A 14,116-nucleotide genomic window follows, 5' to 3' on the forward strand; every position below is an offset into this window, starting at 1 on the left:
AACAGCGGCAAGCTAACCTAGCCCGCGCCGCATAGGACGGTGTCAACACCAAAGGGACAAGCCCCCTTCGGGTGAACTCGTCCATACCGGTGCTATATACCAAACTCCGCGCGGCCCAACGAGAGTGCGACCCCATAGACCGATTGACCTCTCAATGACGGCCCTCACTCAAGCGGGACGAACCGACCCGGCCCATGCCAGGCATGATGGGGGGCGTGTCTTCGCGAATCCCGACCCGTGCTCATGCGGCAGCGGCGGTCCAACTGGTAATCGCTGCCGCGCTCCTCCTAGCTGCGATCGCGCTGCTGACCACGACCGACGAAGCAGTGCAGCGCACCCGTGCGGCGATGGATCTGGATCCCATGCTCGACTCCGCCCATTACCTCGACTACATCGCTGCCATCGTCAACTATCGCCACGGCGTGGTTGCAGTGGCCTTCCTGGTAGCCGCGATCGCATGCGCGTTCCTCGGCACGTTCGGGCTCACCGGCCGGCTGCGCAGTCCCGCGGCCGGATGGACCGTGTGGGGTATCGCCATCGCCGCAACGTGCGTCCTCGCCTATGGCGAAAGGACCGGGTTTGCGCTCAGGCCGAGCTTCAATTACGAGCTCGTACAGCGCTTTGCCTCGCAGAACGAGTCTCCTCCGGCAGAGGCGTCGCAAATCCTGGCATACCTCTGCCTGCTCGTTGGGCTCCCACTCTCGAGCTTGTGGCAGTCAACCAGCCGATCGCAGGAAACCACCTCGGCGCCTTCGCCCTAGACAAACACCTGCCAGCAGACTCCCCGAACCACCCCCGTCGCTTCCGTCCTCACCGCTGGCCAGAAACTCACCAAGTGAGACAAGCTCTAACTCAGGACAGGAGGAAGCTGGCATGACCAACAAGGACAACTTCGCTGGCTTCCTCCAGCACGCGCTCATAGCGCTGAACTCCATGACCGTCGCAGAGGACCACCGGTCCGACTCCGATTGAGCATTTAGGATGGTGTGGCGCAGTCGCCAGGCACGCAGCCATGCTGCGCGACAACCCCGTGGAGAGCACGTTCAGCCACCGTTACCCCCTCCTGACGACCACGGAAGACCTCCACGTCCGTGGAGAGCACGCTGACGCGGGGCACACCGTGCATGCACAACCCGGAAGACCTCCACGGACGTGGAGGTGTTTCAAGTGAGGTCAACGGTGTTCACGCACAGTGGGTGTCTCCTACGTTCATGGAAATGCTTCGCAGCTCCTGAAATTTTCTGAAGCGCGGCTACTGAGGCGGGCCTTGCTGCTGGACAAAGCCGTTGTCAGTCGGACGCCTTTTCAGCCATGGGCTCGTTTTTCAGCCGCCCGTCAGCGTGAGGTGCCCTGGAGATTCCGGACTGACAGCCATAAACTGGCTGGTAGGAAGGAAGCACAGATTCTATGACCGCTCCGCGTGAGTACAAGCCCGAGTTCAAAGAGATGGCCACCCAGATGGCTCTTGCTGGCGATAAGGCGGTCTCCCAGGTCGCCCGTGAGCTGGAGATGCCGGTCTATGACACCAAGGGCGAGGATGGTGTCAGTTGGTACCAGGCGGTTCCGGATGTCACACTCGAACTGCTCGACACATTGGATGTGGGCAAGGGCGCGCCGATCATCGACCTCGGCGGCGGCGCCTCGGTCGTCGTCGACCACCTGCTCGCCCGCGAGCTCACGGACGTGACGGTTCTCGACGTGTCCAAAGTAGCCCTGGACGACGCCCGGGTCCGACTCGGCCCGGCCGCGGAACGGGTGCACTGGCTGCACCGGGACTTTTTCGACTGGAAACCCGAACGGCGCTACGACCTCTGGCACGACCGCGCCGTGTTCCACTTCCTAATCGAGGAGGACGAACGCGAGGCCTACCTGCAGGTGCTCCGCTCCGGCATCGCCCTCGGCGGCCGGGCCGTCATCGCCAAGTTCGACGCCCATGGTCCGACGCACTGCTCCGGACTTCCCGTGGTGCGTTACGGCGCAACAGATCTGGCCCAGATATTCGCCCCGCACTTCGACCTCGTCGACACCCGCGCTGAAGAGCACCTCACTCCGGCCGGCCTCGTGCAGCCGTTCACCTGGATCGTCCTCAGCCCGGCATCCTGAACGCTCGGGGAGGTCTCCCGGCGCACCTTCCCGAGCGACCGCACGCCGACGACCCCACAGCTGGTCAAGCGCTGCGGGTCAGCGCGCGAACGGTGAATGCGGCGTCGGGATCGGCGAGGATCGCGCGGGCGAGCCCGCCGCCCTGGGCTCCGGTCGCGCCGACGACTGCGATGAGCTTCTTGCCTACCATGGTCTTGCCTTTCGATATATGTCATCTAAATCAGCACGGGATAGATGACGCGTCAATAACTCGGTAGAATGGACCACATGAACGACTCCGTGCGCTGGTTGAGCGACGACGAGCAGCGCTCCTGGCGCGCCTTCATCCGGCTGCACCAGAAGCTCTCCTCACGCCTGGCCGCTGATCTCCAGGCCCACTCCGGCCTTTCCGGCGCCGACTTCGGGGTCCTGGTCGCCCTCACCGACGTCCCCGACGGCCGCGTCCGCTTCCAAGACCTCGCCCGGGAGATCGACTGGGAGCAGAGCCGCCTGTCCCACCAGATCCGCCGCATGATCAAGCGCGATCTCATCGCCCGCGAAGAGTGCGAAGAAGACGGGCGCGGCGCCTACGTCGCCATCACCGCCCACGGCCGCGAAGTCGTCGGAGCCGCCGCCGCGAAGCACGTCGTCACCGTCCGCCGGTTCGTCGTGGACGCTCTCACTCCTGACGAACTCGCCCAGATCGGTCGGCTCTCCGCCAAGCTCAACGAGAACATCGACGCCCAGCCCCGCTGACCGAACGGGTGCCGGTCAGCGGTCGTAGGCGAGGCGGGCCCGGCGCGGGACCGGGCCGAACGCGCCGGATTGGAAGTCGCGGAACGCCTCGGCGATCTCGGTGCGGCTGTTCATGACGAACGGGCCGCCGAAGGCCACCGGTTCGCGCAGGGGCGTGCCGCTGTAGACCATGACGCGTGCCGCCGCATCCCCATCCGGTACAGCCAGGTGCAGCACCGTCCCATCCGCCGAGTCGACCGGGTCGGACCATCCGGTCTGGCCGGCGGCGACCTCGCTCCCGCCGACGAACGCCCGGCCGCTGACGACATGCGCGAACAGGCGATGATCGGCGGGGACGGCGAGCTCGTAGGACGCCAGCGGATCGACGACGGCGAGCAGGCCCTGCACCGGCTGGTGCGTCTCGGCCGTCCCGGTCACGCCCGCCACCGTGCCCGCGTGGACATCGATCACCACTCCCGGCGCGTTCACGCGGCGTATCCCGGCGCGGGTGAGGTCCTGATAGCGCGAGCCGGTCATCTTCTTCGCTCGCGGCAGGTTGAGCCAGAGCTGGAACGTGTGCGCGTGTTCGTCGCGGTAGGCCAGTTCACGGTGCACGATCCCCCTGCCGGCGGTCATCCACTGCACCTCACCGGGTTCGAGCGCGCCGGCGTTGCCGAGGTTGTCGCCGTGTTCGAGGACGCCGTCGACCACGAAGGTCACCGTCTCCAAGCCGCGGTGGGGATGCCATTCGAAGCCGGGACTCGAGAACCAGTCCTCGGCCATGATCAGGAACGGATCGGTCAACGCCGGGTCGGTCGGGGCGAAGGCCAGGGCCTTGTCGTCTACTTGGGAGTCGGGGCCCAGGCGGCGGGCGTGCTCGATCCGGTTCAGGGTCCGCTGGTGCGAGGTCATGTGCTCATTCTCCGCTCGTTCGGCATCGATGGGCGCCGGGTGCCGTTCGGCACCCTGACTATTCGGCGGTCACGGCGCCGAAGGCGGCGGCCATGCGGTTCCAGGACGCGGCCTCGTCGTGGCGCCCTTGGCGTTCGAGGGTGCGGGCCAGCAACCGGTGCGCGTACGGCTCGACCGGGTCGCGGTCGATGAGCTCGCGCAGCTGCTCCTCGGCGCGGCGCAGCTGCGCGGAGTGGTAGTAGGCGCGGGCCAGCAGGAGCCGGGGACCGGTCGGCCCGGGCGTCTCCTCGACGATCGCGGCGAGGAGTTGCGCGGCGCCGATGTAATCGCGGGATTCGAAGCGCGCGTTCGCACGTTCCCAGCGGTCGAAGGTCGTCTCATCGCTCGGCGTCGTGCGCGGGACACCGCCTGGAGCGACGTCGTCGAACAGGTGGGTCGCGCGCACCCAGCGATCGGGGGCGACCTCGCCGTTCGGCAGGAAGTCGTTGAAGTCGTTCACTGCTCCTCTTTCCGGTTGCGTGGCGATGGTTCAGGCCGGTCGCAGCGCGGCCAGCCGCTGTTCGAACGGGACGACGGCCGGGCCCGGCCCGGCCGGCACGTGCCCGAGGAGGCCGGCCAGTTCCCCGGCCGCCCGATCGATGCGGGCGGTGAGGCCGTCCCCGTGCCGGTCGTCGGTCGCGCCCCAGTCCTCGGTCGCCCCGTACACGGCGGTCGGGGCGATCACGGCGCGCAAGTGGGAGAACAGCGGTCGCATCGCGTGTTCCAGGACCAGCGAGTGCCGGGCGCTGCCGCCGGTGGCGGCGATCAGCACGGGCTTCCCGACCAGCGCGTCCTCCTCGACCAGGTCGATGAACGATTTGAACAGGCCGCTGTAGGAGGCCGAGAAGACCGGTGTGACGGCGATGAGGCCGTCGGCGCCCGCGACCGCTTCCAGCACGTCGCCCAGGTCGCGCGGCGCGAATCCGTTGACCAGGTGGTGCGAGATGGCGGTGGCGAGATCGCGCAGTTCGACCACCTGGACGTCGGCGTCGCTTCCGGCCTCGGCGAGGTGCCCGCGGGTCGCTTTGGCGAGCCGGTCCGTGAGCATCCTGGTCGAGGACGGCTGCCGGAGGCCTGCAGAGACGGCGACGAGCTTCAGCGGTTTCACGGTCGGTTCCCTTCATTCGGTCTCAGGCAGCCGCGCCGCGGGCGGCGAGCAGCGAGGCATGGGTGGGGGCGTCGGGCACTCCCGCCGGGCGTTCTTTGGCGAACTCCTGGCGCAGCACCGGGACGACCTCCTCGCCGAGCAGGTCGATCTGCTCGAGCACCGTGGAGTGCGGAACGCCGCCGCCGTCGACGATGAACAGCTGGCGCTGGTAGTCGCCGACGTAGTCGCGGAAGGTGAGCGTCTTCTCGATGACCTGCTCGGGCGAGCCCACCGTCAGCGGGGTGCGCTCCATGTACTCCTCCATCGAGATGCCGCCGCCCATCTGCGGCGAGTGGTCGAAGAACGGGCGGAACTCGTTCACGGCGTCCTGGGAGTTGCGGCGCATGAAGATGTGGCCGCCCAGACCGACGATCGCCTGCTCGGGGGTGCCGTGCCCGTAGTGTGCGTACCGCTGCCGGTACCGGTCGATGAGCTGCTTCGTGTGCTCCTTGGGCCAGAAGATGTTGTTGTGGAAGAAGCCGTCGCCGTAGTAGGCGGCCTGCTCGGCGATCTCGGGCGACCGGATGGAGCCGTGCCACACGAACGGCGGCACGCCGTCCAGCGGCCGGGGCGTCGCAGTGAAGCCCTGCAGCGGTGTGCGGTGGCGCCCTTCCCAATCGACGACGTCTTCGCGCCACAACCGGTGCAGCAGTGCGTAGTTCTCGACGGCGAGGTCGATCCCGTCGCGGATGTCCTTGCCGAACCACGGGTAGACCGGGCCGGTGTTGCCGCGGCCCATCATGAGGTCCACTCGGCCGTCGGCCAGGTGCTGGAGCATCGCGTAGTCTTCCGCGATCTTCACCGGGTCGTTGGTGGTGATCAGCGTCGTGGACGTCGAGAGGACGATCCGCTCGGTGCGCGCGGCGATCCAGCCGAGCATCGTGGTCGGCGAGGAGGGCACGAACGGCGGGTTGTGGTGCTCGCCGGTGGCGAAGACGTCGAGTCCGACCTCTTCGGCCTTGAGCGCGATCTCGGTCATCGCCTTGATCCGCTCGTGCTCGGTCGGCGCGCGGCCCGTGGTCGGGTCGACGGTGACGTCCCCGACGGTGAAGATTCCGAACTGCATCGTCTTCGCCCTCCATTTACATGACATATCAACTATTGACTCGAACGCGGGCGCCCGCCCGGTTGTTCCCGGACCTTCGGCACCCCGTCCGGGAGGCCGGTCGCCGTTCAGGCGAGTTCGGCCTTCAGCCACTGGAGGATCGCGGGGGTGACCGGGTCGGCGAGGTCGGCGAACTCGGGGTGTCGCTTGAGGAACGTCGCCACGTACGGGCACACGGCCACGAGGCGCTTGCCGCTGTCGCGCGCGTCCGAAAGGGCCCGCTCGACCAGCTTCGCGGCGAGGCCCTGTCCGGCGAAGGCGTCGTCGATCTCGGTGTGGTAGAAGACGCGCTGGTCATCGCGGTCGCGGTAGGCCGTCAGGCCCGCGCGGTGACCGTCGATGGCGATCTCGTAGCGGCGCCGCTCGTTGACGCGCTCAACGGTGGGCTCATTCATATCGTTCACTCTCCGGTCCGGCGCGCCGGGTTGGCGCGCGGGGTGATGACCGCGTTCGGCAGCGCGGGCGCGGGCAGACGGCGGCCGGGGTAGCCGACGACCTCGCCGAAGCGGTCGGAGGCGGCCTCCCATTCCTCACGGGCCTGGACGATGTCGTCATGGCTGCGGCCGATGAAGTTCCACCACATCACGATGGCCTCATCGAAGGGCGCGCCGCCGAGCAGGAGCGTCCGGGCGGGCTCCCCGGTCTCGTTCACCAGCGTTACTTCGCTTGCCCCGCAAGGCAGGTAGCCGAGTTCAGCGGCCTCCACGCGGGCGCTGGCGATACTGACCGCGCCGGTGTCGACGAGCAGGCCGTGCTCGAATTCCGGGTCGACCGCCAGGGTGAGGCGGGCGCCGGGTTCGATGTCGATCTGGGCGCCCAGCAGCGGTGTGAACGTCGCCAATGGCGAGGCGGCGCCGGCGAGTGAGCCGAGGAAGACCCGCAGCGTTGCGCCGTCGATGCGCACCGGTTCGGGCGCGTAGTGCGCGAAGGCGCGGTCGGTGTCGCGGTGAGCCTCCGGAAGGGCGATCCACAACTGGACGCCGTGGAGGACCCTGGTCTCGGGCAGGGAGACCTCGGAGTGGGCGATACCGCGCCCGCCGGTCATGAGGTTGAGTTCCCCGGGACGGACCAGTCCGACCGTGCCGAGCGAGTCGCGGTGCTCGATCACCCCGCTGAACAGCCAGCTCGCGGTCTGCAGACCGGTGTGCGGGTGCGGCGGCATGTCCATGCCGTCCCCGGGCGGGACCTCGACTGGCCCGTAGTGGTCGGCGAAGCACCACGCTCCGATCAGAGTGCGCGCCCGCTGCGGCAGCGTGCGCCGCACCGAGAGCCCCCGCACCCCGCCGAGCGGCACCTCCCTCGCCGACAGCACCTCGGCCGGCGGCTCACCGCCCGGTCGAATGCCGTCCGCGGGCGGACCGTACCGCAGCGCATCAGGCTCGGCCTCGACGTTGCTCATCCGAACCACCTCCTCATCATCTAGATGTCATATCATCTATACTGTCATAGCCGGGCTGCGAATGCCACGGCGACGGGCGAACCATGGAGCCGCACAGAGGAGGACCACTTGAACGACCACGAAGACGACCGGCCGAGGATCTGAAGGACGAGCAGTCGAGTAGACACTCTCCAAACTGGAGAGGGTGTTGAGAGACATGCCGAAGAACGAACCGATCAAGCAGCTCAAACGTGAAGGGCGGCTCCGTGAAGCGCTCGTATTGTGCTACCGGGCGATCGAAGGCGCCGAACAGTCAGCCGAGGGACGCGAGCCCGCGCCGGCGTACACCGAGCATGCCGCGATCATTCATCGTAAACTCGGTGAGCACGACCTGGAGGTCGCCGTGCTGCAGTGCTGGCTCGACCATGCGCCCGATCGACGTGAGGGCTCGAAGATCGCTGAGCGGCTTGTGAAGCTGCAACGTTGACCGGTGGAGGGTCGATCGTTGACGTGGCTGTCGGAGGGGGTTCGAGCCAGCCGCTTGCAAACCGGTACGGCATCGAGCGGCTGGACGCAGGCGGCGCACGCCGTGCATACCCTCGGATCGGTTGGGCGCCGGCCGCGCTGGTGGGTTCGATGAACCGAGAAAACCACTAGCATTGCAGAACGTGGCAACCGAATTCACGCTGAGTAGCTCCACTGATCGATAGAGGATCCGCCCGAAATGAACAACCCCACCCCCACCGAACCTCACAACAGCGGCTCCAGCTCAGGGAACCAAGGAGGTCCGCAACCGCAACCGGGCAACGCCGTTCCACCGCAATACGTCGTCCCTGTCTACTACGTGTACCAAGCAGTGCCGGTACCGGCGCAGGTACCGGTGCCGCAGCCGCAGCGGCCCGTGGGCCCTCAGAACGGCATGGGGATGACGTCGCTGATTCTCGGCATTGTCGGCGCGGCGACCAGCGCGATCCCGTTCATCGGATGTCTTGGCTGGATCGCGAGTATCCTCGCGATCGTGTTCGGCTCGTTGGGGTTGGCGAACGTTCATGCAGGGAAGGCCACCAACCGTCGTTCGGCCATAACCGGTTTGGCTACCGGCATCGTCGGGCTCGTCCTGGGAGTTGTTATCGCTGTCGCTTTCTGGAACTACACGGAACGCAACGACGAGTCGAGCGATGCCGCGGTCCAGAGCGGAGCTGCGGTCGAGATGGCCGGTGGCGATCCGTCCGGCCTGGTCGGATCCTGGTAGGGCTGACCTTCCCGTTCCTCGGGCGGGACGCGGTTTCGATCCACTGGCGTTGTCGGGCGCACGGGATTGTGGCGTGCGATTACCAGTGGTACTGGTACGTCGCTGCCAGCCATACCAGCGGTCACGCCTGATGTCGGCCGGCGTAGCGAGCCGCCGCACCCACTTCAAGTGGCCGGTGTACGTGCCGCGACCGAACCCGATCACGACCGCCGGCTCCAGCGTGTGACTGTCTCCAGACCGCCGTCGATCCGGGCCAGCAGCGAGGTCAGGCACCGGCGCGAGGGCGACCGTCTGCACCCCAACGGGTGGCGGCGGATACCGAGCGCGGCCAGGACCTCGGCGGGCGCGTCGGCGGCCCACTCGCAGATCGCCTCGACCGTGACCGACCCGGCCACCACCGCGGCCGCGCACAGCGTCAGCAGGCTCGAAAGCGAGTATCAGCGGCCGCACCGTCCGCGCGGATCAGGCACCCACGAGAGGTAGCGGCGCAGGGCAGGAACCTCGTCAAGATTGATCTCGCCCAGCTTCGCGAAGGCATCGGTGATGGGAGAGGATAGCGGTGCAGGCACGGTTCTCCTTGGTGTTCAACAGGATTCAGCACCCGTATGATCACCCAGGCCGTGCCTGCACCCTCATTGCGCCCCACACCGTCTCACCACCGAGAACCACGACATCACCGGCCTTCGCCCACGCCCTGAGGATAGGTCTGCGACTTCGGCATATGTGAGCGCTCCGGTGGCACGGTCGGGCGGTGCATGGATTCTCATGAGTACATTCTCGCGGCGCGCAAAGAATTTGGCGATCGTCACCCTTGAGCGGGAAGTTGGGAGGGTCCCTGGCCCAGAAGGTGGCCAACCGGTGACGGGGAGGCCGCTCGGTTGAGGTGCCAGGCCAACATGGACCGCAGTGACCAGTCTTGCGGTTCAACACCGTCCAGCCACAATTCCAGCACATCGGCAAGCTATGGGTCGCTTAGCACGACAGCTGTATTTCGTTGCGCTGCTTCCGCTTTCAGTTGACTGGCTACATCATCGACGAATGGTTCCGACTATTAGGCAGCGCTTACAGAGGGTTAATCTTGATGCCGAAGGTCCTGGTCACACAATCGTCCAGGAGAAGCCCGAAGTCCTGAGCGGTCCCAATGTCGGGTCCGTGGAGTGTGCCTAGGTCGTCGTCGACGGTGATGTAGTCGATGTCGGCCCATCCGCCCCGGTAGAGCACAATGTGGAGTCCCGCATCTCCGGGTCCCTGGATCTGGACGCCGACGGAGTCGGGATCGCTTGCGGTCGACCGATCGGTAACGATTCTCTGTGGCCATGGGGAGGCTGCGTCGCGCCAAGTCAGCGACGAGACGGCAAGTCGTGCATGCTGCCAGGCTTGGCATCGGTCGCCGATGGCCTCGGCGGCTTCGTCGAGATTAATGACCTGGTCCATCTGATGATGATCCCCGATCTGCGCCGCAAATGACCAGCGTGGTCGAGAGTTCAAGGTGAACTATCGTTGGTGCACTTCGATTTTCGCCGGTAGTGAGACCTGCGGGCGCGGGTTTGGTGGCGGCGTCGCCAGTGGGCCGCGGCGAGGGCAAGCCGGAGGGTGCGAGCGGGGTAGAGGACTACCGCCAGGAGACGGCGGATTTCGGGGACTGTGAGTCTTCCCAGCTCGCGTGGGCTTTTGGGTCGGTCGCAGCGGTGACGGCGAGGAAGGCGTGGGCGAGCATGGCCATGGTGATGTGCCGGTACCAGCCCTCCCACCTGCGGACCTGGTAGTGGTCGAGACCGCACTCGTTCTTCGCGGCCTGGAAGCACTCCTCGATCGCCCACCGGGACCCGGCGACGCGGACGATCTGATCGAGCTCGACCGAGTCGGGATGGAAGCACAGGTAGTAGGCGATATCGGCGGGGTCGTCGATGGAGCGACGGGCCAGCAGGGTGCGGACGAAGCCGGCCGGCAGGTCACCGTAGGAGGGCACAGTGGCCCAAGCCCAGTCGTAGACCCGTTCGCCGCGGACCCCAGGGCCGGCGGAGACCCGATGCCAGGCCTCGGCCGGGGCCCGGCCGATGAGGGTGTCGACCCGACGCTTCCCGTCCAGGTCCTCCACGGTCTGCTTCACGGGCACTTCGACCACATAGGGCATCCTGCGGGCCTCCAGGAAGGCCCGGAACCTGCCGTCGCGGCCGTAGGCCGAATCGGCGGCCACCCATCCGGCCTCGACCCCGGCGGCCAGGGTCCGGCCGATCATGGCCTCGGCCAAGCGCGGCTTGGTCAGCACGCCTTGGTGCCAGCGGTCATCGGGGATGCCGGCGTCGTCGCACCGGTCGCGGTCGGCGATCCAGGACTCGGGCAGGTAGAGCTCGCGGTCGATCAAGGCCCGACCGGGCTCGCCAGCGTAGGCGAGGAAGACGCCCAGCTGCGAGTTCTCGATCCGGCCCGCGGTCCCTGAGCACTGCCGCTGGACCCCGGCCGACCTGCGGCCCTTCTTGATGAAGCCGGTCTCGTCGACTACCAGGACACCGCCGGCACCGGCCAGGTTCGCCGCCACATAGGAGCGCAGCTGGTCCCGGACCGCATCGGCCGACCATTTGGCCCGGCCCAGGAAGTGCTGCACCCGCCATGGATCGGCGTCCCCGGCCGCTTCGGCTAGCTGCCAGGAGTTCTTCCGCTCTACCGGTGCCAGCAACCCGACCAAGTACGACCTGGCCCGCCGCCGCAGTTCCACGCGGCTGAACAGGCCCGCAACGAGGGCGAACATGTCATCGAGGCTCGACTTCCACGCCGAGACATCTTCCGCTGCAACATCATCGATCACGAGCGACATAGTAAAGCACTTGCGGCACAACGAAATACAGCTGGCGTGCTAACACGACAGCTGTATTTCGCTGTGCTGCAAGCGGTCAAATATGCCGTCGCGTCGATGGTGTTGCGGCAGTGGATGTCTCGTCGTGGAAGGCAAGTCCGTTCGCGCATGTAGCCGGGTTGCGGGTCGACACTCTCATTGGCCGAGCCCCGGCCGAAGTGTGGCACCGGGTCTCGGCCGGACCGGGCATCCGCGGCGCCCGGGAGTATAACTGGGCCTGGGCTACCGTGCCCTCCTACGGCGACCTCCCGCCCGGATCCGTCTGCAACCTACCGCTCACACCCTCAGTCCCGTTCGAAGCATCACATCGCCTGCGACTCGGCTGGGATCCCGCTCGCGGTCATCACTACAGCGGGGAACGTGCCTGACATCAAGGCCGCTCAGGATCTAGTCGAGTCCATCCCACCGGTTGCTGGCCGCGTCGGTCGCCCTCGCCGGCGCCCCGATACGATCCTTGCCGACGGCGGTTACGATTCGGCCGTCTTCCGCGAATGGCTGTGTTCCAAGCGGATCGCCTCGGTGATCCCGCAACGCGGCAGGAAGAAGATCATCGGGCTCGGCCGTATCCGCTGGGTCGTCGAACAGGCCATCTCCCACTTCCATCAGTTCAAACGCCTCGCCGTCCGCTGGGACCGGCACCTGTTCATGCATCAGGGCTTCGTCGAACTCGCCGCGGCGCTCATCTGCTGGAGGCGCTTGCAGCGCACCCGCTGAGGCTGGGCCGAGCGATATCCTGAGTGCCACCCGTTGTCCGGATGTCTCGAGGATTTCCAAATGATCGACCTCCACGCGCTGAGCGAGCGCGAGTACATCGCCGAGATTGCCCGAAGACCCGGCATGTTCACCGGCCGAGCAACCTATGAGCGCATGGCCCAGTTCCTCGTCGGCTACGATCTCGGATCCCAACGGGCTGGAGGTCGCGGGCTCGAAGGCGTCAGCGCATGGTTTCAGGAACGACTTGGTCATCATTCCCCGCTGCACTGGACCTCGATCGTGTTGCAGTTGGCTTTCCCCAGCAAAGACCGCTCCCTCGGCCCCCTTGCCCCAGAGGAAGACGCACACGCGCTCAACGTCTTGTTTGAGCTACTCGATGAGTTCCTTGCCGAACGCGACGGCACCCACCAATCTTGAAACCAGTTCTAAGATAACCTCATGCTTAGAGTGCTAGGGAAGGCGTCTTGCTCAGGAGTCGAGGCGACAGGCGACCGCTGGGTACCCCTCGCGGTTTATTGGGGTGTGAATCTTCGTGACGGTCCTCTCTACCTTTTTGTCACGGGCCGAGAGGGTGGCTACATCGAACTGAAAGTAGATCCAAATTCTGGCGCTCTATATGGTTTGGTTATCATTAATTTGCCCCCACGGTCAGAGCGTGCAGTTGAGGCAACGGGAATCGAACCGGAATCGGGTGTACCAGTGTTTGATCTAGAACTTTGGGACTGGAAAGTCACTCCTGACTATAGGGAACCTGCTGGCCGTGATGCCGAAATGGATTCGAGGCTCTGGTACTCGACGCCTAGTGGTCACTTCGCTCTTTGGTTCTCTAGCTCTGCTGTGCGTCAATACTTGACGGCAGGCGATGTGAGCGTTGGAGTGTCTTCTAATGAGGATCTAGTTTGTATTGTGGTCCCGGAGCGAGCTACCTCAAACTCCATTCTCGAGTAAGAACTCCTACCTTATTTGTTGGAGGCGTCTCCAGCAGATGAGTGCGCAGCCGAGGTGGAGGAACGCTTCATGGATCTCGCTGCGGCGTTCCCAGCGGATGCGCAGGCGGCGAAACCAGTGCAGCAGCGCCAGGGTCCGTTCGACCACATAGCGAGTGACCCCGAGTCCGGAACCGTGTGCCTCGCCACGACACGCGATCTGCGTCCCGATCCCTTTGCCGTGGAGCATGTTGCGGTACTTGTCGTGGTCATAGCCGCGGTCGGCCTGGACGATCCGCGGTTTGCTCCGAGGCCGGCCGGGCTTGCCCCTGATCGGGCCGATCGCCTCGATCAGGGGCACCAGCTGGGTGACGTCGTTGCGGTTGCCGCCGGTCAGGATCACCGCCAGCGGCAGACCGTTCGCGTCGGTGGCCAGGTGATGTTTGGAGCCGGTACGGCCACGGTCTACCGGGCTCCGACCGGTTTTGGGCCGCCTTTGAGCGAGCGCAGGTGCGCCGCGTCCACCACCACCCGGTCCAGATCGAGCTCGCCGAAGCCGTTCAACTCATCCAGCAAGACGCGGTGGAGGGCTTCCCAGACGCCGGCTTCCTGCCAGTCGCGCAGCCGACGCCAGCACGTCATGCCGCACCCGAAGCCGAGTTCCTGCGGCAGCCACTGCCATTGGATGCCGGTATAGAGGACGAACAGGACGCCGCACAATGCTTTCCGGTCGTCGAGTGGCTTCCTGCCCGGCGTGCCCGGTCGGCGCTCACGCTTGGGAATGAGCGGCTCGATCCTGGCCCACAGCGTGTCTTCGACGATCCACGGCCCACGGCTCTTGCGCTGCTGCGGTCCACGCTTTCCACGTCTCACACCAGCAAGAACGAACCACAACCGAAATAGTTACGACCTCTAAGAGAGTGTTTGACGCAGGATTAGCCCGGTTTATCTGGTTGTGCTGGCGGCCGCCAA

16 protein-coding genes and 1 pseudogene are annotated in these 14,116 nt (G+C 66.0%); 7 read left to right on the forward strand and 10 right to left on the reverse strand.

The genetic code is table 11. The features are described from left to right. The first annotated feature begins 215 nt into the window (after positions 1–215). Both ACYVK3_RS20730 and ACYVK3_RS20735 read left to right on the forward strand, forming a co-directional pair. Positions 216–761, forward strand: a complete 546-nt coding sequence (locus tag ACYVK3_RS20730) for a hypothetical protein (protein ID WP_460499251.1) — start codon at positions 216–218, stop codon at positions 759–761. 685 nt (positions 762–1,446) lie between these two features. After that, complete coding sequence (locus ACYVK3_RS20735; RefSeq protein WP_460499252.1) at positions 1,447–2,103, forward strand: class I SAM-dependent methyltransferase; 657 nt, start codon at positions 1,447–1,449, stop codon at positions 2,101–2,103. A gap of 73 nt (positions 2,104–2,176) precedes the next feature. On the opposite strand, the pseudogene ACYVK3_RS20740 reads toward ACYVK3_RS20735, so the two are convergent. Then, positions 2,177–2,293, reverse strand: a pseudogene (locus ACYVK3_RS20740) (NmrA family NAD(P)-binding protein); the annotation flags it as partial. Between the two features lie 77 nt (positions 2,294–2,370). Between ACYVK3_RS20740 and ACYVK3_RS20745 the strand changes: the two are divergent. Beyond that, on the forward strand, positions 2,371–2,838 hold the full coding sequence (locus ACYVK3_RS20745) for a MarR family winged helix-turn-helix transcriptional regulator (RefSeq protein WP_460499253.1): 468 nt from the start codon (positions 2,371–2,373) through the stop codon (positions 2,836–2,838). A 15-nt stretch (positions 2,839–2,853) separates the two neighbouring features. On the opposite strand, the gene ACYVK3_RS20750 is transcribed toward ACYVK3_RS20745, so the two are convergent. The 6 genes from ACYVK3_RS20750 to ACYVK3_RS20775 all read right to left on the reverse strand — a co-directional run bounded on the left by ACYVK3_RS20750 (position 2,854) and on the right by ACYVK3_RS20775 (position 7,419). Continuing rightward, positions 2,854–3,729: a pirin family protein gene (locus ACYVK3_RS20750; RefSeq protein WP_460499254.1), complete on the reverse strand. Its 876-nt coding sequence runs from the start codon at positions 3,727–3,729 to the stop codon at positions 2,854–2,856. A 58-nt stretch (positions 3,730–3,787) separates the two neighbouring features. Next, positions 3,788–4,228, reverse strand: a complete 441-nt coding sequence (locus ACYVK3_RS20755) for a tetratricopeptide repeat protein (RefSeq protein WP_460499255.1) — start codon at positions 4,226–4,228, stop codon at positions 3,788–3,790. A 30-nt stretch (positions 4,229–4,258) separates the two neighbouring features. Next, positions 4,259–4,867 (reverse strand): FMN reductase, encoded by a 609-nt coding sequence (locus tag ACYVK3_RS20760; RefSeq protein WP_460499265.1) that lies wholly within the window; start codon positions 4,865–4,867, stop codon positions 4,259–4,261. A gap of 31 nt (positions 4,868–4,898) precedes the next feature. After that, positions 4,899–5,981: an LLM class flavin-dependent oxidoreductase gene (locus tag ACYVK3_RS20765; protein ID WP_460499256.1), complete on the reverse strand. Its 1,083-nt coding sequence runs from the start codon at positions 5,979–5,981 to the stop codon at positions 4,899–4,901. A 107-nt stretch (positions 5,982–6,088) separates the two neighbouring features. Next, the gene (locus tag ACYVK3_RS20770) at positions 6,089–6,415 is read right to left on the reverse strand and encodes a GNAT family N-acetyltransferase (RefSeq protein WP_460499257.1); all 327 of its coding nucleotides are present in this window, start codon (positions 6,413–6,415) and stop codon (positions 6,089–6,091) included. Positions 6,416–6,420: 5 nt separating this feature from the next. Beyond that, positions 6,421–7,419 (reverse strand): pirin family protein, encoded by a 999-nt coding sequence (locus ACYVK3_RS20775; protein WP_460499258.1) that lies wholly within the window; start codon positions 7,417–7,419, stop codon positions 6,421–6,423. A 196-nt stretch (positions 7,420–7,615) separates the two neighbouring features. Between ACYVK3_RS20775 and ACYVK3_RS20780 the strand changes: the two genes are divergently transcribed. Beyond that, complete coding sequence (locus ACYVK3_RS20780; RefSeq protein ID WP_460499259.1) at positions 7,616–7,885, forward strand: hypothetical protein; 270 nt, start codon at positions 7,616–7,618, stop codon at positions 7,883–7,885. A 237-nt stretch (positions 7,886–8,122) separates the two neighbouring features. Beyond that, the gene (locus ACYVK3_RS20785; protein WP_460499260.1) at positions 8,123–8,650 is read left to right on the forward strand and encodes a hypothetical protein; all 528 of its coding nucleotides are present in this window, start codon (positions 8,123–8,125) and stop codon (positions 8,648–8,650) included. 1,062 nt (positions 8,651–9,712) lie between these two features. Here the strand turns inward: ACYVK3_RS20785 and ACYVK3_RS20790 are convergent. Together ACYVK3_RS20790 and ACYVK3_RS20795 are read right to left on the reverse strand one after the other, a co-directional pair. Then, positions 9,713–10,084 carry a hypothetical protein gene (locus ACYVK3_RS20790; protein ID WP_460499261.1) on the reverse strand — a complete coding sequence of 124 codons (372 nt, stop codon included), beginning with the start codon at positions 10,082–10,084 and terminating at the stop codon, positions 9,713–9,715. Between the two features lie 178 nt (positions 10,085–10,262). Next, positions 10,263–11,465, reverse strand: coding sequence for an IS701 family transposase (locus ACYVK3_RS20795; protein ID WP_460499262.1), 1,203 nt, complete (start codon positions 11,463–11,465; stop codon positions 10,263–10,265). Between the two features lie 177 nt (positions 11,466–11,642). On the opposite strand from ACYVK3_RS20795, the gene ACYVK3_RS20800 reads away from it, so the two are divergent. Continuing rightward, a complete protein-coding gene (locus tag ACYVK3_RS20800; protein WP_460499263.1) occupies positions 11,643–12,218 on the forward strand; it encodes an IS5 family transposase in 576 nt (191 codons plus the stop codon). A 60-nt stretch (positions 12,219–12,278) separates the two neighbouring features. After that, positions 12,279–12,635 carry a hypothetical protein gene (locus ACYVK3_RS20805; protein WP_460499264.1) on the forward strand — a complete coding sequence of 119 codons (357 nt, stop codon included), beginning with the start codon at positions 12,279–12,281 and terminating at the stop codon, positions 12,633–12,635. A 537-nt stretch (positions 12,636–13,172) separates the two neighbouring features. Here ACYVK3_RS20805 and ACYVK3_RS20810 read toward each other — a convergent pair. Further along, positions 13,173–13,966 (reverse strand): IS5 family transposase gene (locus ACYVK3_RS20810; protein ID WP_460499266.1). Its coding sequence is split into 2 segments (ribosomal slippage): positions 13,173–13,633 and positions 13,633–13,966, totalling 795 coding nucleotides; the frame shifts between segments, so codons are not numbered across the junction. Positions 13,967–14,116 lie beyond the last annotated feature (150 nt).

This window comes from Glycomyces tarimensis, assembly GCF_054776215.1.

Excerpts from the sequence above, each read along its gene's own strand:
- ACYVK3_RS20750 (WP_460499254.1), bottom strand. The coding sequence starts at position 3,729 with ATGACCTCGCACCAGCGGACCCTGAACCGGATCGAGCACGCCCGCCGC.
- ACYVK3_RS20780 (WP_460499259.1), top strand. The coding sequence starts at position 7,616 with ATGCCGAAGAACGAACCGATCAAGCAGCTCAAACGTGAAGGGCGGCTC.
- ACYVK3_RS20745 (WP_460499253.1), top strand. The coding sequence starts at position 2,371 with ATGAACGACTCCGTGCGCTGGTTGAGCGACGACGAGCAGCGCTCCTGG.
- ACYVK3_RS20770 (WP_460499257.1), bottom strand. The coding sequence starts at position 6,415 with ATGAATGAGCCCACCGTTGAGCGCGTCAACGAGCGGCGCCGCTACGAG.
- ACYVK3_RS20765 (WP_460499256.1), bottom strand. The coding sequence starts at position 5,981 with ATGCAGTTCGGAATCTTCACCGTCGGGGACGTCACCGTCGACCCGACC.
- ACYVK3_RS20735 (WP_460499252.1), top strand. The coding sequence starts at position 1,447 with ATGGCCACCCAGATGGCTCTTGCTGGCGATAAGGCGGTCTCCCAGGTC.
- ACYVK3_RS20785 (WP_460499260.1), top strand. The coding sequence starts at position 8,123 with ATGAACAACCCCACCCCCACCGAACCTCACAACAGCGGCTCCAGCTCA.
- ACYVK3_RS20805 (WP_460499264.1), top strand. The coding sequence starts at position 12,279 with ATGATCGACCTCCACGCGCTGAGCGAGCGCGAGTACATCGCCGAGATT.
- ACYVK3_RS20790 (WP_460499261.1), bottom strand. The coding sequence starts at position 10,084 with ATGGACCAGGTCATTAATCTCGACGAAGCCGCCGAGGCCATCGGCGAC.
- ACYVK3_RS20795 (WP_460499262.1), bottom strand. The coding sequence starts at position 11,465 with ATGTCGCTCGTGATCGATGATGTTGCAGCGGAAGATGTCTCGGCGTGG.
- ACYVK3_RS20775 (WP_460499258.1), bottom strand. The coding sequence starts at position 7,419 with ATGAGCAACGTCGAGGCCGAGCCTGATGCGCTGCGGTACGGTCCGCCC.